This window comes from Flavobacterium sp., from assembly GCF_031409475.1.
GTDB lineage: Bacteria > Bacteroidota > Bacteroidia > Flavobacteriales > Flavobacteriaceae > Flavobacterium.
Genome location: NZ_JANNXH010000073.1, coordinates 12,190 through 34,945 on the forward strand (window position 1 = coordinate 12,190; position 22,756 = coordinate 34,945).

27 protein-coding genes are annotated in these 22,756 nt (G+C 31.2%); 16 read left to right on the forward strand and 11 right to left on the reverse strand.

Annotated elements, in window-relative coordinates:
* The first annotated feature begins 40 nt into the window (after window positions 1–40).
* From RMO53_RS14190 to RMO53_RS14220, 7 genes are all read left to right on the forward strand, one after another.
* Window positions 41–1,150 (forward strand): glycosyltransferase family 4 protein, encoded by a 1,110-nt coding sequence (locus tag RMO53_RS14190; RefSeq protein WP_310381955.1) that lies wholly within the window; start codon window positions 41–43, stop codon window positions 1,148–1,150.
* 24 nt (window positions 1,151–1,174) lie between these two features.
* A complete protein-coding gene (locus tag RMO53_RS14195) occupies window positions 1,175–1,741 on the forward strand; it encodes an L-threonylcarbamoyladenylate synthase (RefSeq protein ID WP_310381956.1) in 567 nt (188 codons plus the stop codon).
* A gap of 95 nt (window positions 1,742–1,836) precedes the next feature.
* Window positions 1,837–3,252 carry an HD domain-containing protein gene (locus tag RMO53_RS14200; protein ID WP_310381958.1) on the forward strand — a complete coding sequence of 472 codons (1,416 nt, stop codon included), beginning with the start codon at window positions 1,837–1,839 and terminating at the stop codon, window positions 3,250–3,252.
* A gap of 59 nt (window positions 3,253–3,311) precedes the next feature.
* The gene (locus RMO53_RS14205; protein ID WP_310381961.1) at window positions 3,312–3,548 is read left to right on the forward strand and encodes a hypothetical protein; all 237 of its coding nucleotides are present in this window, start codon (window positions 3,312–3,314) and stop codon (window positions 3,546–3,548) included.
* Window positions 3,530–3,826 carry a type II toxin-antitoxin system RelE/ParE family toxin gene (locus RMO53_RS14210; RefSeq protein ID WP_310381963.1) on the forward strand — a complete coding sequence of 99 codons (297 nt, stop codon included), beginning with the start codon at window positions 3,530–3,532 and terminating at the stop codon, window positions 3,824–3,826. Before RMO53_RS14205 ends, RMO53_RS14210 begins: the two co-directional genes overlap by 19 nt.
* Window positions 3,827–3,849: 23 nt before the next feature.
* Complete coding sequence (locus tag RMO53_RS14215) at window positions 3,850–4,866, forward strand: COX15/CtaA family protein (RefSeq protein WP_310381966.1); 1,017 nt, start codon at window positions 3,850–3,852, stop codon at window positions 4,864–4,866.
* Between the two features lie 71 nt (window positions 4,867–4,937).
* Window positions 4,938–5,711 (forward strand): CDP-alcohol phosphatidyltransferase family protein, encoded by a 774-nt coding sequence (locus RMO53_RS14220; protein ID WP_310381968.1) that lies wholly within the window; start codon window positions 4,938–4,940, stop codon window positions 5,709–5,711.
* 93 nt (window positions 5,712–5,804) lie between these two features.
* Here RMO53_RS14220 and RMO53_RS14225 read toward each other — a convergent pair whose 3' ends face one another.
* The 10 genes from RMO53_RS14225 to RMO53_RS14270 form a co-directional block, all read right to left on the reverse strand.
* A complete protein-coding gene (locus RMO53_RS14225) occupies window positions 5,805–6,563 on the reverse strand; it encodes a LytTR family DNA-binding domain-containing protein (RefSeq protein WP_310381969.1) in 759 nt (252 codons plus the stop codon).
* A gap of 20 nt (window positions 6,564–6,583) precedes the next feature.
* Entirely contained in the window at window positions 6,584–7,225 is a 642-nt protein-coding gene (locus RMO53_RS14230) for a DUF2306 domain-containing protein (protein WP_310381971.1), read from the reverse strand.
* Window positions 7,226–7,288: 63 nt separating this feature from the next.
* On the reverse strand, window positions 7,289–7,597 hold the full coding sequence (locus tag RMO53_RS14235) for a 2TM domain-containing protein (RefSeq protein ID WP_310381972.1): 309 nt from the start codon (window positions 7,595–7,597) through the stop codon (window positions 7,289–7,291).
* A 2-nt stretch (window positions 7,598–7,599) separates the two neighbouring features.
* Window positions 7,600–7,899 (reverse strand): 2TM domain-containing protein, encoded by a 300-nt coding sequence (locus RMO53_RS14240; RefSeq protein ID WP_310381973.1) that lies wholly within the window; start codon window positions 7,897–7,899, stop codon window positions 7,600–7,602.
* A 2-nt stretch (window positions 7,900–7,901) separates the two neighbouring features.
* Window positions 7,902–8,225: a 2TM domain-containing protein gene (locus RMO53_RS14245; RefSeq protein WP_310381975.1), complete on the reverse strand. Its 324-nt coding sequence runs from the start codon at window positions 8,223–8,225 to the stop codon at window positions 7,902–7,904.
* A 2-nt stretch (window positions 8,226–8,227) separates the two neighbouring features.
* Window positions 8,228–9,583, reverse strand: coding sequence for a 2TM domain-containing protein (locus RMO53_RS14250; RefSeq protein WP_310381976.1), 1,356 nt, complete (start codon window positions 9,581–9,583; stop codon window positions 8,228–8,230).
* A gap of 20 nt (window positions 9,584–9,603) precedes the next feature.
* Window positions 9,604–9,777 carry a hypothetical protein gene (locus RMO53_RS14255; protein ID WP_310381978.1) on the reverse strand — a complete coding sequence of 58 codons (174 nt, stop codon included), beginning with the start codon at window positions 9,775–9,777 and terminating at the stop codon, window positions 9,604–9,606.
* Between the two features lie 21 nt (window positions 9,778–9,798).
* Window positions 9,799–10,419: a hypothetical protein gene (locus RMO53_RS14260; RefSeq protein ID WP_310381980.1), complete on the reverse strand. Its 621-nt coding sequence runs from the start codon at window positions 10,417–10,419 to the stop codon at window positions 9,799–9,801.
* A gap of 132 nt (window positions 10,420–10,551) precedes the next feature.
* Window positions 10,552–10,962, reverse strand: a complete 411-nt coding sequence (locus RMO53_RS14265) for a DUF2141 domain-containing protein (protein ID WP_310381982.1) — start codon at window positions 10,960–10,962, stop codon at window positions 10,552–10,554.
* A 154-nt stretch (window positions 10,963–11,116) separates the two neighbouring features.
* Window positions 11,117–13,276 carry a TonB-dependent receptor gene (locus RMO53_RS14270; RefSeq protein WP_310381984.1) on the reverse strand — a complete coding sequence of 720 codons (2,160 nt, stop codon included), beginning with the start codon at window positions 13,274–13,276 and terminating at the stop codon, window positions 11,117–11,119.
* Window positions 13,277–13,417: 141 nt separating this feature from the next.
* On the opposite strand from RMO53_RS14270, the gene RMO53_RS14275 reads away from it, so the two are divergent.
* The 6 genes from RMO53_RS14275 to RMO53_RS14300 all read left to right on the forward strand — a co-directional run bounded on the left by RMO53_RS14275 (window position 13,418) and on the right by RMO53_RS14300 (window position 17,306).
* A complete protein-coding gene (locus RMO53_RS14275; protein ID WP_310381986.1) occupies window positions 13,418–13,975 on the forward strand; it encodes a sugar O-acetyltransferase in 558 nt (185 codons plus the stop codon).
* 34 nt (window positions 13,976–14,009) lie between these two features.
* Window positions 14,010–14,405 carry a hypothetical protein gene (locus RMO53_RS14280; protein WP_310381987.1) on the forward strand — a complete coding sequence of 132 codons (396 nt, stop codon included), beginning with the start codon at window positions 14,010–14,012 and terminating at the stop codon, window positions 14,403–14,405.
* 19 nt (window positions 14,406–14,424) lie between these two features.
* Window positions 14,425–15,084 (forward strand): DUF998 domain-containing protein, encoded by a 660-nt coding sequence (locus tag RMO53_RS14285; RefSeq protein ID WP_310381989.1) that lies wholly within the window; start codon window positions 14,425–14,427, stop codon window positions 15,082–15,084.
* A gap of 36 nt (window positions 15,085–15,120) precedes the next feature.
* The gene (locus tag RMO53_RS14290) at window positions 15,121–15,660 is read left to right on the forward strand and encodes an IS1096 element passenger TnpR family protein (RefSeq protein ID WP_310381991.1); all 540 of its coding nucleotides are present in this window, start codon (window positions 15,121–15,123) and stop codon (window positions 15,658–15,660) included.
* Between the two features lie 120 nt (window positions 15,661–15,780).
* On the forward strand, window positions 15,781–16,839 hold the full coding sequence (locus tag RMO53_RS14295) for a nucleoid-associated protein (RefSeq protein ID WP_310381993.1): 1,059 nt from the start codon (window positions 15,781–15,783) through the stop codon (window positions 16,837–16,839).
* 230 nt (window positions 16,840–17,069) lie between these two features.
* A complete protein-coding gene (locus RMO53_RS14300) occupies window positions 17,070–17,306 on the forward strand; it encodes a hypothetical protein (protein ID WP_310381995.1) in 237 nt (78 codons plus the stop codon).
* 177 nt (window positions 17,307–17,483) lie between these two features.
* Here RMO53_RS14300 and RMO53_RS14305 read toward each other — a convergent pair whose 3' ends face one another.
* Entirely contained in the window at window positions 17,484–18,527 is a 1,044-nt protein-coding gene (locus RMO53_RS14305) for a hypothetical protein (RefSeq protein WP_310381997.1), read from the reverse strand.
* A gap of 96 nt (window positions 18,528–18,623) precedes the next feature.
* On the opposite strand from RMO53_RS14305, the gene RMO53_RS14310 reads away from it, so the two are divergent.
* Genes RMO53_RS14310 through RMO53_RS14320 form a run of 3 tightly spaced genes read left to right on the forward strand, consistent with a single transcriptional unit; the run spans window position 18,624 to window position 22,734 of the window.
* Complete coding sequence (locus RMO53_RS14310; RefSeq protein WP_310381999.1) at window positions 18,624–19,520, forward strand: ATP-binding cassette domain-containing protein; 897 nt, start codon at window positions 18,624–18,626, stop codon at window positions 19,518–19,520.
* Window positions 19,521–19,563: 43 nt separating this feature from the next.
* Window positions 19,564–20,400: an ABC transporter permease gene (locus tag RMO53_RS14315; protein ID WP_310382001.1), complete on the forward strand. Its 837-nt coding sequence runs from the start codon at window positions 19,564–19,566 to the stop codon at window positions 20,398–20,400.
* A gap of 15 nt (window positions 20,401–20,415) precedes the next feature.
* On the forward strand, window positions 20,416–22,734 hold the full coding sequence (locus tag RMO53_RS14320) for a choice-of-anchor L domain-containing protein (RefSeq protein ID WP_310382003.1): 2,319 nt from the start codon (window positions 20,416–20,418) through the stop codon (window positions 22,732–22,734).
* The last annotated feature ends 22 nt before the right edge of the window (window positions 22,735–22,756 follow it).

Below are 22,756 nucleotides of genomic sequence, written 5' to 3' on the forward strand. Positions count from 1 at the left end.
CAAAATTAACATAATTACTTAAGTAAATAATACTATTACAATGACAATATTACATGTATCAGCAGTAAAAAATTGGGGAGGTGGAGAAAATCATATTGAAACATTGTGTAATGAATTAAAACATTCAAACCCAGAAATCAAAAATATTGTTTTATGTGTAAAAAATAAACCTTTTCATAACCGACTTAAGCTAACCAATATTGCATTTGAGACGGCACCACTAGCATACAATTTAGATTTTAGATTTTCGTTAAAAATAATAGCATTATGCAAAAAACACAAAGTTAATCTTATCCACATACACGACCCATCAGGAATTGCATTAACAATCATTGCCGATAAATTATCAAATTTGCCACCATTTATTTTTAGCAAAAAAACATCATTCCCTATTAAAAACAAAAAACTCACTCTTTACAAATATAATTATCCAAAAATTAAAAAATATTTTTGTGTTTCCGATGAAACCAAAAGAATTTGCGAAAGTTCAATTCATGAAAAATACAAGCTTATTACAATTTATCATGGCACTTCATTATTGAATAAAGGTACAGAAACCCCTTTTTTAATAAGAGAAAAATTCAAAATAGACCCAACTACTAAAATAATTGGAAATATAGGCAATCACATTCGTGCAAAAAATCTTGAAACTTTTGTTGAAACAGTAAACGAGATTGTCAACATAAAAAAAAGAGACGATTTTTTTTTCATACAATTTGGCACTTTTACAGATAGAACCGAGCAATTAACAAATAAAATTAAAGAACTAAAACTAGAAAATCATATCGCTTTTGTAGGTTACACCCCAAATGCTTCTAACTTTATTCCTCAATTTGATGCTTTTTTAATGACCTCTCAAAGTGAAGGAATTCCAGAAGTGATTTTTGAAAGTTTTTATCATAAAACTCCCGTAATAACGACTAATGTTGGTGGAATTCCAGAAATTATTGAAGATGAAATTAATGGTTTATTAACACCTAAACATGACCCTAAACTACTTTCGGATAAAATCATTTATTTATTTGAAAACAAAGAATTAATAAATCAATTTGTGCAAATTTCATTTAATAAACTAATGACGAATTATTCCTCATTATCAATGGCGAAAAAAATGGCAGAAGAATATAAATTCGTAGTTTCAAACCAATAAACCTATTTTAAAGTACACCAAAACATGGACATTAATCAAGAAATAAACAACGCTTTAGAAATCATACAACAAGGAGGAATAATTCTTTATCCTACTGATACGGTATGGGGAATTGGTTGCGATGCCACAAATCCTGAAGCAGTTGCCAAGATATACAAACTCAAGCAGCGAGCGGAAACCCAAAGCATGATTTGCCTAATGAATGGCGAAAAAATGATGTACAATGTCTTCAAAGATATTCCTGAAGTAGCATGGCAAATCATAGATTTATCCGAAAAACCTACCACATTAATTCTTGACAATCCACGAAATGTAGCACCAAATCTTATAGCTGCAGACAACACACTTGGAATTAGAATTGTAAAAGAACCGTTTTGTTTCAAATTATTAGAACGCATGAAAAAACCACTCGTGTCAACCTCGGCAAATATTTCTGGACAACCTACCCCAATTTCCTTCGCAGCTATTAGTCCAGAAATTATAAAAGGCGTAGATTATGTTGTAAATTTACAGCGCGATAAAGTTGGAGGTAAACCCTCGACAATCATAAAATTGACGAACGATTCGCAGGTAAAAATTATCAGAAAGTAAAATACTCTTAATTGTCATTCTGAGGCACGAAGAATCTCATTACACAACCAATATGAGATTCTTCGTGCCTCAGAATGACAAAACAATAGTGAAACATGAACTACAAATCATCCCTAAACAATAAAATCTTCGAAATCATTTCGCAAGCTTCTCAAGAACTTAACGTTGATAGTTATGTGATTGGCGGTTTTGTACGTGATTTACTTTTAAACAGAAACTCCAAGAAAGATATTGATATTGTTGCTGTTGGTAGCGGGATTGAACTGGCTTTGAGAGTATCGGAATTGCTTCCCAAAAAACCAAAAGTACAAGTTTTTAAAACCTATGGAACGGCCATGCTTCGATTTGAAGATACTGAAATTGAGTTTGTAGGCGCACGAAAAGAATCCTACAATCTAGAAAGTCGCAATCCTATTGTTGAAAACGGAACGCTCGAGGATGACCAAAACCGTCGTGATTTTACCATCAATGCATTGGCTTTATCGTTAAACAAAAAAGATTTCGGAACACTTTTAGATCCTTTCAACGGAATCAAAGATTTAGAAAATAAAATCATCAAAACTCCGCTCGATCCAGAAATCACTTTTTCTGACGATCCATTGCGAATGTTACGAGCCATGAGATTTGCCAATCAATTGGGTTTTGAAATCGAAGAAAAATCTTTGCAATCCATTACCAAAAACGCCAAACGAATCAAGATAATTTCGGGGGAACGCATTGTAGATGAATTGAACAAAATCCTTTCGACAGACAAACCTTCGGTTGGATTTTTATTATTGTACAAAACCGGACTTTTAGACCTTATTCTACCGGAATTAACTGCTTTGAACCAAGTAGAGGAAATAGAAGGTCAAACTCACAAAAATAATTTTTACCACACACTAGAAGTAGTCGATAATATTTGCCCAAACACAGATGATGTTTGGTTGCGATGGTCGGCATTGCTGCACGATATTGGCAAAGCACCCACAAAACGGTTCAACAAAAAGCAAGGTTGGACATTTCATGGACACGAGTTTCTTGGCGGAAAAATGGCAAAAAAAATCTTTGAACGCTTGCACATGCCCTTAAATCACAAAATGAAATTTGTACAAAAAATGGTCATGATGAGTTCAAGACCCATTGTTTTGTCTCAAGACGAAGTCACAGATTCAGCTGTACGACGATTGGTTTTTGATGCTGGTGAAGATGTTGAGAATTTAATGACCTTGTGCGAAGCCGATATCACTACTAAAAATCCAAATAAATTCAAGAAATATCATAGTAATTTTGAAATCGTTCGCAAGAAAATCGTTGAAGTCGAAGAGCGTGATAGTATAAGAAATTTTCAACCACCAATAACTGGAGAACAAATCATGGAAATTTTTAATCTAAAGCCTTCTAAAGAAATTGGGGTTTTGAAAGAAGCGGTAAAAGAAGCAATACTTGAAGGCGAAATTGCAAATAATTATGATGAAGCATTTGCTTTTGTATTAAAGAAAGCGGAGAAATTGGGATTGAAGAAAGTTTAAGGATTGTTTATACTAATTTTCAAAGATTTTATTTAATTTTACATAAAAACAAAGAAATAATGAGTACTTCTGAACTAAAACTAGATTTGATACAAAGTATCTCAACGATAGAAGATACTGACTTACTTAACGATGTAAAAAAACTGTTGTCTTTATCTTCCTACGAAAAAGTTTATGTTTTAAATCAGCGGCAACAACAGTCAGTAAATGAGTCAATAGAACAATATAAGTCTGGTCAGTGCATTTCTGATGAAGATGCAGAAAATGAATTTCAAAAATGGCTAATCGAAAAATAATTTGGACACCAAAATCCATAAAAACTAGAATACTATTGTATGATTATTGGGATAATCGAAACAAATCAAAATCTTATAGCCAAAAACTACACTTTTTATTCAAATCAGCGTTAAAAATTGTTGCAACTTTCCCCAAATTAGCAATTTCTACAAACAATAAAGATGTAAGATTAAAATTGGTTAGAGATTACCAAATTGTGTACCTCGCAACTGACACACAAATTATAGTTTTAGACATTTGGGATACCAGACAAAACCCTGAAAACTTTCCTTTATAATAAATCATTCGCTTCAAGCAAAAATGAAAAAATATTTCCTTAAAACGTCAAAAGCAGCATTAATATTAGTCTATTTAGTTATCATAGCTGGAGCATTAGTTAGAATGACCGGTTCAGGAATGGGTTGTCCGGATTGGCCAAAATGTTTTGGATATTACATTCCGCCTATTGATGTTGCGGAACTTACTTGGTCACCAAATAGAGAATTTGAAGAAGGACAAGTTATCATTAAAAATGAAAAACTACTTGTTGCTACCAATGATTTTACAACAGGAACAGCTTTTGTTGCTACTAATTGGAGACCGTACACCAAACACGATTATGCAATTTTTAACCCAAAACACACCTGGATTGAATACCTCAATCGACTGGTTGGAGCTTTGGCAGGAATTGTAGTGTTTATAATGGCAATTCTATCTATAACGTTCTGGAAAACCAATAAAAAAATTACGTTACTGTCATGGATTTCCGTTTTGATGATGGGATTTCAAGGTTGGCTTGGTGCAACAGTTGTCTATTCTGTTTTGAACCCTTTGAAAATAACACTTCATATGATAGTGGCACTGCTAATTGTTGCGGTTTTATTGTATATTATTAGAAAATCTAGTGCAAATTTAACGAATTTAAAAACGGATAAATTATTCCAAAACATTCTTATTGTAGTTTTGATTTTGACTTTAATTCAAATCATTTTAGGAACACAAGTACGTCAATATGTTGATGATCAAATCAAAAATTTGGGGTATAATCAAATGAATTTAGTTTTAAAAAATCCAGAACTTAATTTCTATATTCACCGTTCATTTTCTATTTTAATTTTGGGATTAAACGTGTTTTTAGTATTAAGAAATAGAAAATTGCGATTGGGCTTTGATAAAATAAATTGGGTACTGATTTTGATAGGAATTGAGGTTTTATCAGGTATGGCAATGTATTATCTGGACTTTCCGTTTAGTTCACAACCCCTACATTTGATAATTGCTTCATTACTTTTTGGCACACAATTTTATTTAATATTAGAATCTAAATCAACCAATTAACGCAATACCAAAAAATATTCTTATTTTTGCATTTCGACTATATTGTCCTATTTCTTTGTTTTTAATTATTAATGTCAAAACTTACTGCCCAAGACAAATTTCTGGATTTGTCAGATTACGGAAGACCATTTGGAAAATTTTTTGCAAATCAACTCAAAAACACACGGTTTACTCCTATTCATGTTACTCTATTGTTTGGAATTTCAGGTTTAATAGCTATTTATTGTATACTTACTGGTAATTATTTTGCAGCTGGTTTTTTTATTATTTTAAAATCGGGAATTGATGCTGCTGATGGGGAATTAGCACGACTCAAAAACAAGCCTTCTTATGTTGGTAGGTATTTAGATAGTGTGTTTGATATCGTGCTTAATTTTATGATTTTTATGGCAATTTGTTACGTCTCAAAAACCACTTTTTGGTTTACTCTTTTGGGTTTTATTGGGATTCAATTGCAAGGTACTTTATACAATTATTACTATGTGATCTTGAGAAATAAATCAGTTGGTGGAGATGCTACGAGCAAAATTTTCGAATATAAATCGCCTCGAGCTTTGCCTGGAGAAAGTCAAAAATCAGTAGATATTTTGTTCAAAATTTATACTGTTGTTTATGGCGTTTTTGATAAAATAATTCATTCTTTGGATAAAGAAGCTTACAAAGTAAAAACGTTTCCAAACTGGTTTATGACCTTACTATCGGTTTACGGATTGGGTTTTCAATTGTTGATTATTGCGGTTATGTTACCAATGAATTTGATTGAATACATTGTTCCTTTTTTCATTGCATACACTTTGTTTATTTTTGTGCTAATAGGAATAAGAAAAGTGCTTTTCAAGGCCTAAAACTACTATAAGTAAAATCTATATTAAATATACAAAATACTGATTACCATAATATTTAAATGACTTTATCTGTTTAGATTATTTACATAAAAATTACGTCAACCAAGCCTTAAAATCAGATACTTTTTCTCTACTCACAATCACCTCATCTTCCTTATAAGAGGGCAAAATTACTTTTAAACGAGAGTTACTGTACACCACAATTTCCTTGATTGACTTCATAGGAATTATGAATTTTCGACTTATTCTAAAGAAATTTTTTGAATCTAATTCTTGTTCTAATAGTTCCAATGTTGTATCCAGCAAATAATTTCTATTGTCAAAAGTATGAAGATAAGTACCTTTATTTTCACTAAAAAAACATTCGATTTCATCTGTTGAAATGACTTTGAGATGTTGTCCTATTTTGACTGTAAAACGAGTTTTGTAATTTTTATCAAATGGGTTTTGCAACATTTTTTTAATTTGATCAAAATCTAATTTCGATAGGGAATCTTGCTTTTGCAAACGGTCTTTAAATTTTAAAACCGCAACCTCTAATTCATCTTCATCAATAGGTTTTAATAAATAATCAATACTATTTAATTTGAAAGCTCGGAGTGCATATTCATCAAAAGCTGTGGTAAAAATAACAGCACTTTTTATTTCTATTTTTTCGAAAATCTCAAAGGAAAGTCCGTCTGATAATTGTATATCGAGAAAAATTAAATCGGGATGCTCATTGTTAGAAAACCACTCGATTGCTTCTTCAACAGAGTGAATCATTTTTGAGACTTGAATGTTTAGTTTTTCAAGTTTGCGCTGCAACAATCTAGCAGCGGGTTTTTCGTCTTCGATTATTATTGTCGTCATTTTTGGATGCTGGATTTTTATTAAACGATTTTATACTTTCTAGACCATTTTAAAATTAATGGCGTGAGAATAACTGTTGGCAAAAGCCAAGCGACAACACTAGGCAAAATCGTATTATTGACTACTAAAAACGCTGTTGTTGCTGCAATATAACCGCCAATCATTCGCTGAATATGAACCAGCAACCAGAAATTTTTTATAGGATTTTTACCTTGATAATTCTTGAAATCTTGCAAAACCATCAAAACACTTATCATTCCAAAAACTAAAAGTACGGTTCCAAAATAATTTTTATGGAATACTAAATAACCCCCAAAAAGCAAAAACCCAACCCCGAAAATTAACATTGCTGAACTTAAAATCCAATCGATAGTTTGAGGTTTTTGTCCTTTATTTAGCTGTTTCAAAGAAAGATACCGTTGTCCTGTGCTGGCCATATAAATAGAAAAAACGGCAATGATTAACAAGAATTGATTGTTATGAATAAGCGACATCAACAAACCTGAAAAACCATTGATTAACATTCCGTAAAAGAAAAATACGCCAACTTTTTTGTGAAGTTGATCTCCTTTTTTTCTAATAATATTCATTGTTCCTGTAAAAAGTCCAATGCTTCCTGCTGTGATGTGTATAATGAGTAAAATTTTGAATACTAATTCCATTTTTTAAGTTTTTAACTAAACACTAATCCCGAAGCTTCGGGTCTGAACACTGAACACTATTTTTTACTCCCATTTTTCATTTTTCTCTTTTTCCATCAATTCTTTAATCTTTTTTTCTTCCCAATTATTTCCCATGATTATTCCGGGTATGAAAACAGATAGTGCATGAGACAGCAACCCAATTCCCCAGAAGAAAGCAGTTGAGAAGTTTTCGAGTTTAAAATAACTTTCCCCAGTATCTAAATTTTGTATGTTAACAATTATTATCATAATATTTATTACCACATAAACTGCGGCATGAGTGTAAAAACCCTTTATTTTCTTAACTCGTTTTAAAGCTTCTTGATATTTAATTTCGTCTTGATATTGCATAATTATTCGAATTTATTGTTTTTATTTTCTTCGTCCATGAATTGTTTTATCTTACGGTTTTCCCAATCTGTATTGAGAAATGGTGCAAAATTAAAAACGTTCATAGCATGAAAGAATAATCCTGTTCCCCAACCTAATAAGGTCCAGAAAAACCAAAGATATTCTGGTGAATATTTTAAATTTATAAAAATCAAAACAGCCATAACTACAATATAAGAGGTCAAATGAGAATAAAACCCTTTAATTTTTTCTACTTTCTTTTTTGCACGATTATAGTTTTCAAAATCATTATTTGTTTCCATAATTAGTATACTTTTTTATTAGATTCATTTTCAGAATCAATGATTTTTTCTATTTTTCTTTGCTCCCATTTACTTCCAAAAATATTTTCTGTAACAAATAACGAAACGGATTCAGCTCCCAATATGAGTGCCCAAACTAACATAAAATTTAAATTTATATAATTAATTGGAAACATATTTATAGTAAACCCTAAGTAATATTTAGCCATAAAAACAACTAAACCAATACTAAAAATGAATAAATGAATGTAGTAATTTTTTAGATTTTTAACACGCTTTTTAGCGATTTCAAATCTAATTTCTTCAAATGTTTTGTCGTTGTTCATGATTAACTCCATTTGTTATTATTGTCATTATCCTTGTTCAATATTTCTTGTATTTTCTTTTCTTCCCATGATTTTCCGTAACCAAAAACTTCAAACGCATGAAAAGACAATCCCATACCCCAACCTAACATTGGGAACCAAAACCATTGAAATTCGGCATTTGTTTTTAAATTTATAAAAATTAAAATTGGAATAACACAACAGTAAGAAACTAAATTTCCATAGAATGCTTTGAGTTTCTCCACTCGTTCTTTGGCTCTTACATAAGCCATATTTTCGTTTATTATATTTTTAGTTTCCATAAATGCAACTTGTTTGGTAAGAATTGGAATCAGTACTCTAAAAAAAGATCCATTTTCTTCTATTAATACTTTTCGGGCGGAAATTAATCCATAACGGTTCACAATATTCTGCAAACCTACACCTTGCCTGTCCTGCAATACATTTTTCTTTTGTAAGTTATTTTCAACTACAAGATAATTGTCCTTGACAAATATTTTAATATGTAAAGGTTTGGTTTCACTTACTATATTGTGTTTAATCGTATTCTCTAACAATAATTGTAGAGACAACGGAACCACTTTAGCATCCGTCATTGCGAGTTTCGAAACCATTTCATTTTCTAATATTTCAAACGTTATACTGTTCTCAAACCGCATTTTCAACAAATTCATATAGGTTTTTGCAAAAGTCAATTCTTCATCTACTGAAACTAACTCTTTGTCTTTTTGTTCTAAAACATAACGGTATATTTTAGACAGTGAAGTTGTAAACCGCTGTGCATTGTCTGGATTTTCCTCAATCAAGGAACTCAATACATTCAAACTATTGAACAGGAAATGAGGGTCGATTTGATTTTTTAAACTTTCGAACTTAGCGGATGCTGTTCCTGCAATTATCTTCTGTTCTTTAAGCCTATTTTCCTGATACCATTTATACAAGTAAATAATATGAACAATTAATAAAACAATAAAAGCAAAAATTGAAGCAACTACATAATCCGATGGGCTTTCTTGTTTTAAAAAGTTTTGTAACGAATTGTTCTCAATAACTATATTTATAAATACTCGCAGTAAAAAAATAACAAAAAGCGAAAGAAAAAACGAGGAGATAAAACCTATTGCAATCCGCTTCTTTGAAAACCTATCGTTTATAAAAACTTTGTCTAAAAAAATAAACAAAAAGGTGTTTGCTAAGTGCAATGAAAAACTATAAAGAATTGTATAAATAAAAGTCAACTTCAATTTATTGTTGAAACCAACACTCTCGCCGTTTAACAACTGAATGATTATAATTACACTAAAAATAGATATTCCAATAAAAAGCGCTCTTGGTAATTCCTTTATGAATTGTTTCATTACTTCAATTTTATACTGAATTATTTATTTTTATCCGATCTATAAATTGCCGAAGCTAAAAAACCAACCCCAATTCCAATTAATGTTCCAACCGAAGTGTTATTCATATAATTCCCTACTCCAATACCAATAAACATGCAGCCAACAAAAATTATTCCTGCAATTTTGTTTGTTTCATTTTTTTGATTTTCCATGATTACGCTAGTTAAGGTTAATTATTTACAGTTTTTAATTGCAATTTGCGCTCTATCTAAACCCCATTTTGGTGAAAAAGGTGTTTCTGGTTTAAAGGTAGCAAAAAGTCCAATAGCTTTTTCAATTTGAGCACACATAGGCTTTGTATCTGTTCCCCAAAATTGAGCTGCTCCAATTTCAAATTCGGCTTTTCCAAAAACAACTCTTGGATTTTCTGGCGCAATTGCTAGAGCTTTACCATACAATTCCATAACTGTTCCAGATAATTTTTGTCCGTTTGTCATCGGGTCAAAAGCAATCCAAGCAGTATGTATCATGGCTTGAATCACTAACAATTCTGGATTGTTTTGGGATTTTAACATTTCAATATCCAATGCGTTTTGGGCTTTGGTCAGCAATAAGTTAATTTGTGCTGCATCTTTTGTTCCAAATGCAGTGGTTGTATTAACCAAAGCTACATAATAATTAGGCAACCAAGATGTTTTTTCTGCCGAAGCAATTCTTTCGAACATATCAGATGCTTCGGTGTTTTTTCCTTCGCCCCAAAGCTGAAAAGCTTTTCCCATTCCTTGTTCAAATTGTCCCTGTGCTGCTAATATGCTACAAATAAGTAAAGCGGTAATTGTGATGATTTTTGTCATGTTTTCTAGTTTTTAATTGTATTTATTTTTGATGTTTTTTGTTTAAAATTCTGATGTAAATTTATTATGATTGTGTGTTTTTTAAAATTGATTCTGACCGAGTTGTTGATTTTTGATGCTGAAATGTTATTTTTAGTTTATATTAATTACAATTTTCGAATTATTTGCGACTAAAAACTTAGCATTTATATATTTTGGTGGTCCCATAAATCCTTTAGAATCGTTTGATGCCATATAATCTTCGGTTGGAATTCCCATAAAATTTGAATCCAATTTACCGTTCAAATTTTCGTCTTGATAAATCATAACAGCATATTCTCCTTTTTCTAATCCTTCAAAAATCACATTTGCTTTCTTGTTTTTGAGATGAGATTTTTTTCCTTTGCAAGTTGTTTTTAAAAATTTTCCTTCGGAATTATACAAGCCTACAATCACAACTCCATCGTTGTTTTTAAATCCTTTCATTTCGATTTCTAGAGAAGATTTTTGGGCTGTTACTAATCCTGTAACTAAAACTGCCATTGCTACTATTAAATTTTTCATTTTGTTCATTTTTTAAATGTTAAAAAGTTGTTTTTGATTTCTTGTACAAAGCTATATTGATCGGTTTTGATTTAAAATTTATGGTGACTCAACTGTTGAAATTTGTAGATGAATTGTTCCTGTTTTAGTGACGTTGCGATGCAATGTCTCTACATTACAAATTCTTTAATTGATTATCTTTCTTGTCATTGCTAATGGTCCAAAAGAAACCTACAAAGAAAAACCGGTCTGCTGTGGGTATAATTTCTTTTCTATTGTATACTCCACTTGAATTAGGATTATTCGCATATTCATATCCAAAAACATTTTGAGTACCCATTACATTAGAAACCGAGAAATATAAAATCTTTTGTTGCGATAACAAATACGCCCAATTAAAGCTTAAATTGTTATATGATTTTGTTTTGCCGTTCATGAATTTGACTTCGTTAGGATTATTATAAGGTCTTCCAGAACTGAACGAGTTTGTAAACCCAATTTGTGATTTCCAGTCTGAAATCCAATATTTTGTTACCAATGATAAAGTGTGATCCGCAACAAAACTTGGTGTGGCTTGAGTGCTAAAATTTTTGTAATCACGCTCGGTATCGATGTAAGAATACGACACCCAATATTCAAGATTTTTTATCGATTTTCCGTCTCTCCAAAACAAATCTAATCCTTTTGCATAACCGGAACCGTTGTTCGTAAACACAGAGTTGTACTCTGCCATTGGCGTATCATATTTGATTAAGTTGCTGTACTCTTTAAAATACATTTCGGCTCTAAACGTTTGTTTGTCCTTACTGTATTGAAAATTTAAAATATAATGTGATGCTTTCTCGCTTTCGAACTCATTCGTTTTTGAATATTTAATGTAATTTGCGTTTGGAGTTTGGTTAAAATCGCCATAAGCAAATGCAAACTGACTGCTTTTTGCAATTTTATAAGCCAAAGAAATCCTTGGAGATACAGCAGTTTCATTTAACAAACTATTATTTGAAGCTCTCAATCCTACTTTTGCAGCAAACTTTTTAGAAAAGAAAATATCTGCTTCGGTGAAAATTGCCGCTATTGAATTGTTGTATCCGCTTGTAAATGAAAATCCAGAATTTGGAATAAAATCTTCATTAAAATTTGTTATAAAATAATCACTCCCAAAAGACAACTTTATTCGATCCGAAATTGTTTTTCGCAATTTTAATTTTAAATGTGCCGCATTCTCTTTGTTTTCAATATCATCTGTAACAATACCTATTTTATTTTGACTGTAACTATAACTCATTCCAGTTGTAATTTGCCAATTGTTGCCAAAATTTCCTTTGTAAGAACTGTTTAAATAAAAATTATTGTTTTTTAAATCAATACGAATTTTATCAGTATAATTTATATTTTCTTGATTAATATCAAATCTCGAAGCATCAAAAGCAGCATATAATTTAAATATTCCATTGGCAAAATTATACCGGTAAACAGATTCGCCAGACAAGGATTGAAAAGGACTATTCCAGTCAACCGCTTGTGGAACTGCTGCTTGATATGGTGCTAAATTGATGTAACTTGTATTTAGACTCAACGAACTTTTTTTCCATTTTTGTGTGTTTCCAAGACCTAAACCCACAGTCATTAAAGCAATTTCAGTTTTATTTTGATCGGGTTCATCTTGAGTATTTAACAATAATACGCTTGATAAAGCTTCCCCATATTCTGCACTATAACCGCCTGTAGAAAAGGATATTCCACTAAATAAAAAAGGGGAAAATCGACCGCGTGTGGGCAAATTATTAGTAGTTGCGCCATACGGTTGTGCAACACGAATTCCATCTACAAAAGTTTGGGTTTCGTCCGCTTCGCCACCACGAACAAAAAGTCTACCGTCTTCCCCTACGCTTTGAGTTCCCGGCAAAGTTTGCAATGCAGCAATAATATTACCCGCAGAACCAGCTGTTGTAACAATATCTAATGGTTTTAGTACTGAAACACGAGATTTATCGCCAGCTTCAAGATTACCCGCAGTAATAATCACCGCATCAAGAGAGGTTACACTTTCCCGTAATTTGATCGTTTTATTTTGAAAGTTAGCTACATCAATTACTGTTTTTGAAGTTTCATAAATCAAGAAACTTACCACTAAAGTTTGATTTCCGGTTGCTGTAGTTGTAAAATTAAAATCACCTTGATCGTTTGAAGTTCCGCCATCATAAGTGCCTTCGATATAAACATTTGCATTTGCAACGGGAACGTTTTTTACGTCAACCACTTTTCCAGAAATAGTAGATTGAGAAAAGGCGAAAATTGTTGTTAAAAATAAAATGAGTGTAGTAATTATTTTCATTTGACTTTGATATTAGATTAGGGTACAAATATCATTGTGTTATTTATATTTATAAATTATTATTAACCCAATTGTAGAAATTCAAGACTGAGTTGTATATTTTTAGAATATTGAATATATTTATCCAACTTTATTTATTTTATGAAAACCGAAAAAGAAAAAATGATAGCTGGAGAATATTATCTCGCTGGAGATCCTGTTTTAGTAAAAGACAGACGAAAATCTAAAAATCTACTCCATAGATTAAATGTTTTAGAATATAGAATCACTAAAAAAGCAAGGGAAATAATCAAAGAGTTAATTCCAAATACAGGTGTAAATTTGTATATTGAACCGCCTTTTTTTTGTGATTATGGTTACAATATTATTTGTGGTGACCATGTGTATTTCAATGTAAATTGTGTTGTACTAGATTGTGCAAAAGTTACCATAGGTTCCAATGTTTTTTTTGCACCCGGAGTTCAAATCTACACCGCAACACATCCACTTGAAGCCACATTAAGAAGAACACTTGAAAATGCACTTCCCGTAACCATAGGCGATGATTGCTGGATTGGTGGAAATACAATTATATGTCCCGGAATTACTATAGGAAAAGGCTGTGTGATTGGTGCTGGATCAGTTGTTACAAAAGATATTCCAGAAAATTCATTGGCGGTTGGAAATCCTGCAAAAGTCATTAGACAGTTAAATGAATAAACAATATATTTGTATCCAATTAAATAATCTCACCATGAAAAAAATTAAACTTATTGCATTATTTGCCTTCATTTTTATTACAAATAATCTATCTGCTCAAAGCACTTTTGAAAAATGGCCCGCCATAAAAACCTTTCATGGTGTAATGTCACAAACTTTTCATCCTGCAGAGGAAGGCAATTTAGAACCCATAAAAACGCGTTCCGAAGAAATGGTTCAAAAAGCGAATGCATTGTCTACAGCAGAAATCCCTGCTGAATTTAAAACTACTGCAATTCTAGCATCTATTGAAAATCTACAAAAAGATTCAAAAGTGTTGCACCAAATGGTTTTAGACAAAGTTACTAATGAAGAATTAACAAAAAAATTAAGTGCATTACATGATGTTTTTCATGAGATTGTAGGACTTTGTTCTGCCGAAAAACATTAAATTTATTTTATAAATCAGCATGGTAAAATCGTATGTTTTTTGGACCGGAATACTAAGCGTTTCGCTTTTTGTATTGACAACTATTATTGGCGGTTTTTTTTATCCTGATTACAGCCACACTCGCCAATTTATAAGCGAATTGTATGCCGTTGATGCACCAAACGTAAATCTTGTTCGGTTTTTAGGCTATTTTCCTAGCGGCATATTATTTATAGTTTTTTCATTACTAGCCCGAAAAAAAACTCCTAAATCAAGGCTTTCAGCTATTGGTTTTTTAGGAATAGAACTTGGGTACGGTTTTGGAACCATTATTTGTGTTCTTTTTAACTGCGATGCGGGTTGTAATCCAAAATTTATAAACCCGAGTTTGTCTCAAATCATACATAACTTAATGGGAATTATAACTTATTTAGTAGTTCCATTTTCGATATTATTAATTGCCATTGCCTCTTTAAAATGGAAAAACAGTTTGAAGTATACATTTGCTAGTGGACTAGTTTTTATAGTAAGTTTTATTTTTGTCCTAATCCTAAATTTAAATCTTGATTCTCCATACAAAGGATTACTGCAACGAATTATTGAAAGTTGCTTTTTAATCTGGATCGCTTGTGGTGCGTATCATTTTTCGAATAAAATATTATCAACAAAACGTAAATCAAAATTAGTAATTCGTAATTAATATTTTACCTTTGACCTCATTGTAAAAACAAAGATTATGGTTTATAAATTCAGAGTAATTCTAGATGCTGAAGAAGATATTTTTAGAGACATAGCAATACTAGAAGACGATTCATTAGAGGATTTGCACAACGCTATTTTCAATTCATTTGGATTTGACGGCATGGAAGTTGCCTCATTTTACACTTGCGATGACACTTGGAATCAAGAAGATGAGATTTCTCTTTTTGATACTGGAGATATTATTGGGGAGCAAAAAATAATGAGCGATTATACTCTTTCGGAAATTTTAGACCAAGAAAATACCAAAATTATTTATGTTTATGATTTTATAAATATGTGGACATTCCTAGTCGAATTAGCCTCAATCGAAGAACAAACCACTGGAAATACCTATCCAGAAACGTTATTTTCACATGGCGAAATGCCAGATGAAGCCATGGAAAAAAACTTCGAAGCCGATATGGAACATGAAAGTTACAACGAATTTGAAGACGATTTAGACGAGGATGATCTGGATATGTTTGAAAGTGGAGACAACTTTGAAGATTTTGGGTTTGAGGAAAATTGGAATTAATCCCCAAAGAATATAGATAAAAGAGAAAAGAAAAAAGACTTCAAAAAATAATAAAGTTATAGTAATATCAAGGGCAATCTATGCTCTATATTCTATTTTCTTTATTCTAAAAAACAAAAAATGATCAACTTATTTAATGCGCATATAGAAACTTTATCCCTACATAGAGTTGGAAATAAAAGTAGAAACGAAGCCCTTTTTCTGTCAGAACTTCCTTTTAATTTGAATGATGAAATTACGCCTTTAATGAAAGAATATTTCTTTAGACCGTTTAGAGAAAAAGAAGAAAACTATTTTCAATTTGCACATGAAGTCGATTTAGAATACAACGATATGTTCAAGATGGCAACACAAATATTCGACAATCCTCGTAGTGTTCATGATGTTTCCAAGAAAATAACCTCGCATTTATTTGAGCAATCCAATCATCCACACATCAAAAATGGCGAAGTATATGTAACTTATTTAACCAATATAAATATTGACAACACTATTGTAGATGCTATTGGGATTTTTAAAAGTGAGTTGCAATCTGATTTTTTACAATTTGAAGAAAAAGGAACAGCTCTCGAAATGATTTTACAACAGGGTATAAATTTGAATAAACTGGATAAAGGTTGTTTGATTTTTAACTACAAAAAGGACGAAGGATACAAAATCTTGAGTGTTGATAGTAATCGATACGATGCAAGGTACTGGTTAGAGCATTTCCTATCAGTAGATGCCTTTGAGGATGAAAATTTTATTACAAAAAAGTATTTAAAATTTTGTCAAGGATTTGCCAAAGACGTTGTTTTTCCTGCCGAAGACAAGAAAGAAGAAGTCATGTTCATGAATCGATCTGTGAATTATTTTGCAAAAAACGATCAATTTGAAGAAAGCAATTTCTTGAATGAAGTACTTGATAATCCTGACTTGATACCCGAATTTAAAAATTACAAAGTGGATAAAGGTGAAAAATACAGTATCGAAGACGTGACGACTTTTCCAATAGCAAATGCTGCTGTTACTGATGCCCGAAAATACATTAAAAACGTAATAAACTTAGATACACACATTCAGATTAAAATGGATTTCATTAATCCAGAAAGCGCCGAAAAATATGTAGAAAAAGGTTGGGACGAAGAAAAACAGATGTATTATTATTTAGTTTACTTTAATAAAGAACAAAAAAGCTAATACCATCTTGTCCTTCTGAACAAAGTGAAAAATCTCATCCTCAATTGCAAAAGTAATTGAGGATTTTTTATGCAATCACCTTAAAATATAATTTATTGAAAATAGTGAATAACTGTAATTTTGTAAGCTTTTAATTACTTATAAAAATAATTAATGCATTTTGTCGGTTTTATTTTGTATTTAATCGGTTATTACATAGGTTTATCGTCCCAAATCTAAATAACCTAATTATGAATACCATTGAAATCAAAGAGAAAGTTCCTAGAAATCTAATATGTTCTTTTTTAGGGCATAAATTTATTACAACCAGAAATGTAACGGAACATTTCAAAGAATATAAATGCACCGTTTGTGATTTGGAATTAACAAACGATCTAAAAGGTCATAAAACGTATCTCACTCCAAAACTCAGAGAAATCAATGAGTCGTTGATGAGTTTGTACAAAAAAAGACATTTTTCGATCTAATTTTTATTAATTTAAAACCACAAAAACATGCTTACATTATTGCTCATAAAAACCTTCTTGATATTAAGAAAAAGGTTCAATCAAGTACTTTTAACTGAAATTTCAAAACACAATAATATATTTTAAGACTTGATTTGAAAGCACCATCACGGTTTTCTATAAGACTTCAAAAAGCATTTAATGTTTTTTGAAGTTTCTTGTTATAAATTCAAAAGCCGCATTCATAACATTACCCATTGATTTTGCTTTTTTAAAATTCAAATCATTAGTGTAACGGTACAATTCTAATTTTAATTGTTTCAAATGTTCCTCTGGAGCCAGAATGTCATGACTCATAATTTGCATTAATCTCTTGATGCGATTTTCTGCAGAGTGAATTCGTTTGGCAAGGGCAGAGCGTTCTTCATTTTTATATTGTTCTATAGAACTGTCCTGCAATTTTTCTTTGACAAGTTGAACCATTGGATAATTTTCCTTAAAAAATTGTGGTCGGTACACTTTAAAATTCCCTTCATAACACTGCTGATCAAAATCTATAGGGCGAATTTTATAAACCACATGATCAAAATCATGAATAGGAACAATTACATAATTGTAAGCTCTCATATCACCCAATAATCGTATCATACAGCGCTCATTAAATTTCACAAACTCCTTTGCGATTTGCGATTTTTCGGTTTCTGTACATTTATTTAAAAGCGTTTTCATAAAAACATCACCCGGAATTCCAATGATATGTTCTTCGATTAAAGTGTCTTTAAACACCAAAAAATTTATTTTATCAGGCGAAAGTATATGTTCTAACTCTAGACCATAAATACGAGAAGCATCGGCTTTTTTAATATAAAAATGAACATAGTTATCGTTAAGAATATTTCGAACTTTAATTCTAAAAGGCTTAGAATTTCCAAAAGTACAATAGTCAATAGCATCGATATTTAAAAATTTTATAATTTCTAAATTTCCATCCGAATATAAAAGTGAGTACACTTTTTTTAGATTCAAATCGATATCATTTCGCTCGAATTCATTATAATAAACACGAGTCCATAATGTGTCTTGATCGTTTTTATCGTAAACATTTATTGAACCTGAAAAACGCAATAAATCATCATAAAAAATTGAAACTTTGGAGATACGATCAAACCGCTCTAAATAATCTAATAAAGAGTCATTTACAGGATAAGAAGGTTTTTTAAAAAGCATTAAAGGCTCACTCATTTTAAATACATTTGTTACAAATTTAAGCTAAATTACATTTCAATAGTAACAAAATAAAAAGTTGCTCGTCCTATTGTAAATTAAAATCATAAAAATTTGGAAACAATACTCACCATTCAAAATTTACACAAACGATATGGAGGAATTCAAGCCTTAAAAAATGTTTCGTTCGAAATAAAAAAAGGACACGTTTATGGAATCCTTGGTCCAAACGGAAGCGGAAAATCAACAACTTTAGGGATTGTATTGAGTGTTGTAAACAAAACTTCGGGAGAATACAGCTGGTTTGATGGTAAAATTCAAACTCATGAAGCTTTAAAAAAAGTAGGAGCAATTATCGAACGTCCTAATTTTTATCCCTATATGACTGCACAGCAAAACTTAAAATTAGTTTGCAAAATCAAAGATATAAAACATACAAAAATTCAAGAAAAACTAGATTTAGTTGGTCTGAACGATAGAAAAGACAGTAAGTTCAGCACTTTTTCGTTAGGAATGAAACAACGTTTAGCCATTGCTTCTGCCCTATTAAACGATCCTGAAATACTTATTTTAGACGAACCTACAAACGGTTTAGACCCACAAGGAATTCATCAAATTAGAGATATTATTAGAAAAGTAGCTTCACAAGGAACTACAATTTTACTGGCTTCACATTTATTAGACGAAGTAGAAAAAGTATGTTCGCATGTTGTGGTTTTAAGAAAAGGTGAAATTTTATATTCCGGTCTAGTCGATGGAATGTCCTCAAACGAAGGCTTTTTTGAATTGCAAGCCGATGATAATGATAATTTAATAGCTGTTTTAAAAACACATCCTGCAATTGAAAAAATCATTACCGAAGACGGAAAAATTTTGGTTTATTTAAAAACTTCATTAGAATCAAAAGATTTAAATCATTTCCTTTTTAGTAATAATATTATCCTAAATCATCTCGTAAAACGTAAAAATAGTCTCGAAGAACAATTCTTAGAATTGACAAAGAATCAATAGCAATGGCAATGGCAATTTAAAACTCTAAAATCACAAATCTAAAATGAAACGATTACTCTCCATAGAATTACAAAAAATATGGCTTAACAAAGCCAGTCGTGTATTGACTTTGACCTATTTTATATTACTTTCCTTTATTGCATTAATTGCCTCTATAAAATTCGATATCGGTTTTTTTAAATTTCATCTTGCTGAAATGGGAATATTTAACTTCCCTTACATTTGGCATTTTAACACTTATATTGCAGCAATTTTAAAGTTCTTTTTAGCGATTGTAATTGTTTCCATGATGGCAAACGAATACAGTTATGGCACTTTAAAACAAAATTTAATTGACGGAATTAGTAAAAAAGAATTTATTAAATCTAAGTTTCTAACCGTTATCGTATTTGCATTATGCTCTACAATTTTTGTTTTTACAATGAGTTTAATACTCGGGCTATCCTTTTCTTCATACACCGAGTTTAGTATAATATTTTCTGATTTAACTTATTTGTTAGCCTTTTTTGTCAAGTTAGTTGGGTTTTTCTCGTTTTGTTTGTTTTTAGGAATTTTAGTAAAACGTTCTGCATTTGCACTAGGTTTTTTATTAGTTTGGAGTATTATTGAATCTATTGCTAAAGGAGTTTTGACTTTTAAACTATTTCCTGATAGTGATATTGCAGCTAAAATCACTCAATTTTTTCCTTTAGAATCGATGTCTAATTTAATTGTAGAACCTTTCACGAGATTGTCTGTAGTTAAAAATATTGGAGCTCAAATTGGTGTTGAAAATAGTAAAGATTACGGTGTGTCGTATTTACCCATTTTGATTGTACTGATTTGGACTTTCCTTTTTATGCTAATGTCTTACAAATTATTAAAAAATAGAGATTTGTAGTATCTTTGTACCACTATGAACTGTACAAAAGTTATACTTTCAGTTTTCTTTTTCTGTTGCAATTTAACCATTGCAAGAGCACAATACATTACAGTAGATGATACTAAAACCGCACAACAACTTGTTGAGAATATACTGGTAAACAGTTCTTGCGCAACAGTTTCAAACTTTACAGTAAACGGCGACACTTTTACTTCTGGGAAGAACAGTTATGGCTATTTTAATGCAGGAACGAGTACTTTTCCTTTTGCCGAAGGTGTGGTTTTAAATACTTGGAGTGCCGATAAAACAATTGGCCCATTTGTAGCTGGTAATAATGGTGGCGGAAGTCAATCTTGGACTGGCGATGCCGATTTAAATCAAGCATTAGGAATCAATTCTGTAAATGCAACTTCATTAGAATTTGATTTTACACCTTTGACAAATTTTATTAGTTTTAATTACATTTTTGCGTCGAATGAATATCAAGGCAATTTTCCATGTAATTACTCAGATGGTTTTGCTTTTTTGATTAAAGTAAAAGGTAGTACGGCAAATTATCAAAATCTGGCTTTGGTTCCCGGAACAACGACGCCTGTTTCTTCTGTAAATGTACGTCCTACAATTCCTGCATCTGGAGCTCAAGGTGGTTGTCCAGCACTAAACCAAATTTATTTTAATGGATTTAATACGGCAGCTAACCCAACAAATTTTGGTGGACAAACGGTTGTTATGAATGCCCAGTCTACAGTTATTGCTGGAACGACTTATCATATAAAACTTGTTATGGCTGACGATCAGACACGGTTTTTTGATTCAGCTGTTTTTCTTCAAGCTGGAAGTTTTGCTCCAAAAATAAACCTCGGACAAGACCGACTTTTAGTTACAAATAATCCAGTTTGCTTTGGTCAACCTTTTGTAATTGACACACAATTACCTACTACTTATGGTTACAAATGGTTTAAAAATAATAGTGAAATAATTGGCGAAACCAACCCTTTCTATCAGGCGATTGATGCTGGTGATTATAAAGTTGAAATCACATTATCTCCCTCAACTTGTATGGCAATTGGACAAATTAAAATCGAATATACTCCCGAAATTATTTTATCAAATTCAACCTTAATTCAATGCGATGATAATGGTGATGGAAAATCAGTTTTTGATTTAACTAGAATAGATAATTTGATAAAAAATAATGACACTAGTTTGAGTCCTGTGGTTTATTATGAGACTTTACCAGAAGCCAAATTACTTATTAATCCTATTTTGAATCCAACCACTTATACGAACAAAATAATAAACCAAATCCTTTATGCTAGAGTAACAAATTCGTATGGTTGTGTAAATTATGCTGAATTAAACCTTAAAATTTCAAACAATATTATTGCGCCTCAAAATCCTATTTCTATTTGTGATGGTGATTCGGTGCAAGATGGATTGTCTCAATTTGATTTAAATTTACTAGTAACACCTCAAGTATTAATGGGTTTGCCTACTGGATTACTAGTCGAATATTATTTAAATTCTAGCGATGCTGTGCTTCAAAAAAATCCTCTGGCAAACAATTTTAGCAACACAGCTCCAAACCAACAAATTATTTATGCCCGAATCGTAAATGGTTCTAATTGCTATGGACTTGTTCCTATAACTCTTGTGGTAAATCCATTTAGTCCACCAAATTTTCAAACCGAAACTGCAATTGTTTGTGAAAATGCTACAATTCCGTTGAGCGTTCCTTTAGGCTATTCCAGTTACTTATGGAATACTGGTTCAATGAACAACACTATAATAGTTAAAGATCCCGGTAGTTACACCGTTACCGTTACTAATGCTAACGGCTGTAAAGCAACTAAAACATTTACTGTAACTGCATCCGGAATTGCGACAATTACTGGCACTAAGGTTAATGATTTTGCAGGAAATAACAATTCGGTTTTAATAGAATTTACCGGAATTGGAAATTATGAATTTTCATTAGATAATTCCTATTTTCAAGACAGTCCACAATTTGATAATGTTGCGCCCGGTTATTATGTGGCTTATGCAAAAGATAAAAAGGGTTGTGGCTTATCAAATCCTTTTGTGGTTTATGTTTTAGATTATCCTCGTTTTTTCACGCCAAATCAAGATGGATTTAATGATTTTTGGGAGATTAAAAATCTTAATTTATTTCCAAATGCAACGCTTACTATTTTTGATCGATACGGTAAATTACTAAAACAACTTTATGCGAACAGTTCTAGTTGGGATGGAACTTTGGAAGGAATACAATTACCCTCAAACGATTACTGGTTTCAATTAAATTTTAAAGACGGAAAAATAATAAAAGGCCATTTTAGCTTGAAAAGATAGCTAATATTTGTTATTTTTAGCC

Excerpts from the sequence above, each read along its gene's own strand:
- RMO53_RS14190 (WP_310381955.1), top strand. The coding sequence starts at position 41 with ATGACAATATTACATGTATCAGCAGTAAAAAATTGGGGAGGTGGAGAA.
- RMO53_RS14195 (WP_310381956.1), top strand. The coding sequence starts at position 1,175 with ATGGACATTAATCAAGAAATAAACAACGCTTTAGAAATCATACAACAA.
- RMO53_RS14200 (WP_310381958.1), top strand. The coding sequence starts at position 1,837 with ATGAACTACAAATCATCCCTAAACAATAAAATCTTCGAAATCATTTCG.
- RMO53_RS14205 (WP_310381961.1), top strand. The coding sequence starts at position 3,312 with ATGAGTACTTCTGAACTAAAACTAGATTTGATACAAAGTATCTCAACG.
- RMO53_RS14210 (WP_310381963.1), top strand. The coding sequence starts at position 3,530 with ATGGCTAATCGAAAAATAATTTGGACACCAAAATCCATAAAAACTAGA.
- RMO53_RS14215 (WP_310381966.1), top strand. The coding sequence starts at position 3,850 with ATGAAAAAATATTTCCTTAAAACGTCAAAAGCAGCATTAATATTAGTC.
- RMO53_RS14220 (WP_310381968.1), top strand. The coding sequence starts at position 4,938 with ATGTCAAAACTTACTGCCCAAGACAAATTTCTGGATTTGTCAGATTAC.
- RMO53_RS14225 (WP_310381969.1), bottom strand. The coding sequence starts at position 6,563 with ATGACGACAATAATAATCGAAGACGAAAAACCCGCTGCTAGATTGTTG.
- RMO53_RS14230 (WP_310381971.1), bottom strand. The coding sequence starts at position 7,225 with ATGGAATTAGTATTCAAAATTTTACTCATTATACACATCACAGCAGGA.
- RMO53_RS14235 (WP_310381972.1), bottom strand. The coding sequence starts at position 7,597 with ATGCAATATCAAGACGAAATTAAATATCAAGAAGCTTTAAAACGAGTT.
- RMO53_RS14240 (WP_310381973.1), bottom strand. The coding sequence starts at position 7,899 with ATGGAAACAAATAATGATTTTGAAAACTATAATCGTGCAAAAAAGAAA.
- RMO53_RS14245 (WP_310381975.1), bottom strand. The coding sequence starts at position 8,225 with ATGAACAACGACAAAACATTTGAAGAAATTAGATTTGAAATCGCTAAA.
- RMO53_RS14250 (WP_310381976.1), bottom strand. The coding sequence starts at position 9,583 with ATGAAACAATTCATAAAGGAATTACCAAGAGCGCTTTTTATTGGAATA.
- RMO53_RS14255 (WP_310381978.1), bottom strand. The coding sequence starts at position 9,777 with ATGGAAAATCAAAAAAATGAAACAAACAAAATTGCAGGAATAATTTTT.
- RMO53_RS14260 (WP_310381980.1), bottom strand. The coding sequence starts at position 10,419 with ATGACAAAAATCATCACAATTACCGCTTTACTTATTTGTAGCATATTA.
- RMO53_RS14265 (WP_310381982.1), bottom strand. The coding sequence starts at position 10,962 with ATGAAAAATTTAATAGTAGCAATGGCAGTTTTAGTTACAGGATTAGTA.
- RMO53_RS14270 (WP_310381984.1), bottom strand. The coding sequence starts at position 13,276 with ATGAAAATAATTACTACACTCATTTTATTTTTAACAACAATTTTCGCC.
- RMO53_RS14275 (WP_310381986.1), top strand. The coding sequence starts at position 13,418 with ATGAAAACCGAAAAAGAAAAAATGATAGCTGGAGAATATTATCTCGCT.
- RMO53_RS14280 (WP_310381987.1), top strand. The coding sequence starts at position 14,010 with ATGAAAAAAATTAAACTTATTGCATTATTTGCCTTCATTTTTATTACA.
- RMO53_RS14285 (WP_310381989.1), top strand. The coding sequence starts at position 14,425 with ATGGTAAAATCGTATGTTTTTTGGACCGGAATACTAAGCGTTTCGCTT.
- RMO53_RS14290 (WP_310381991.1), top strand. The coding sequence starts at position 15,121 with ATGGTTTATAAATTCAGAGTAATTCTAGATGCTGAAGAAGATATTTTT.
- RMO53_RS14295 (WP_310381993.1), top strand. The coding sequence starts at position 15,781 with ATGATCAACTTATTTAATGCGCATATAGAAACTTTATCCCTACATAGA.
- RMO53_RS14300 (WP_310381995.1), top strand. The coding sequence starts at position 17,070 with ATGAATACCATTGAAATCAAAGAGAAAGTTCCTAGAAATCTAATATGT.
- RMO53_RS14305 (WP_310381997.1), bottom strand. The coding sequence starts at position 18,527 with ATGAGTGAGCCTTTAATGCTTTTTAAAAAACCTTCTTATCCTGTAAAT.
- RMO53_RS14315 (WP_310382001.1), top strand. The coding sequence starts at position 19,564 with ATGAAACGATTACTCTCCATAGAATTACAAAAAATATGGCTTAACAAA.
- RMO53_RS14320 (WP_310382003.1), top strand. The coding sequence starts at position 20,416 with ATGAACTGTACAAAAGTTATACTTTCAGTTTTCTTTTTCTGTTGCAAT.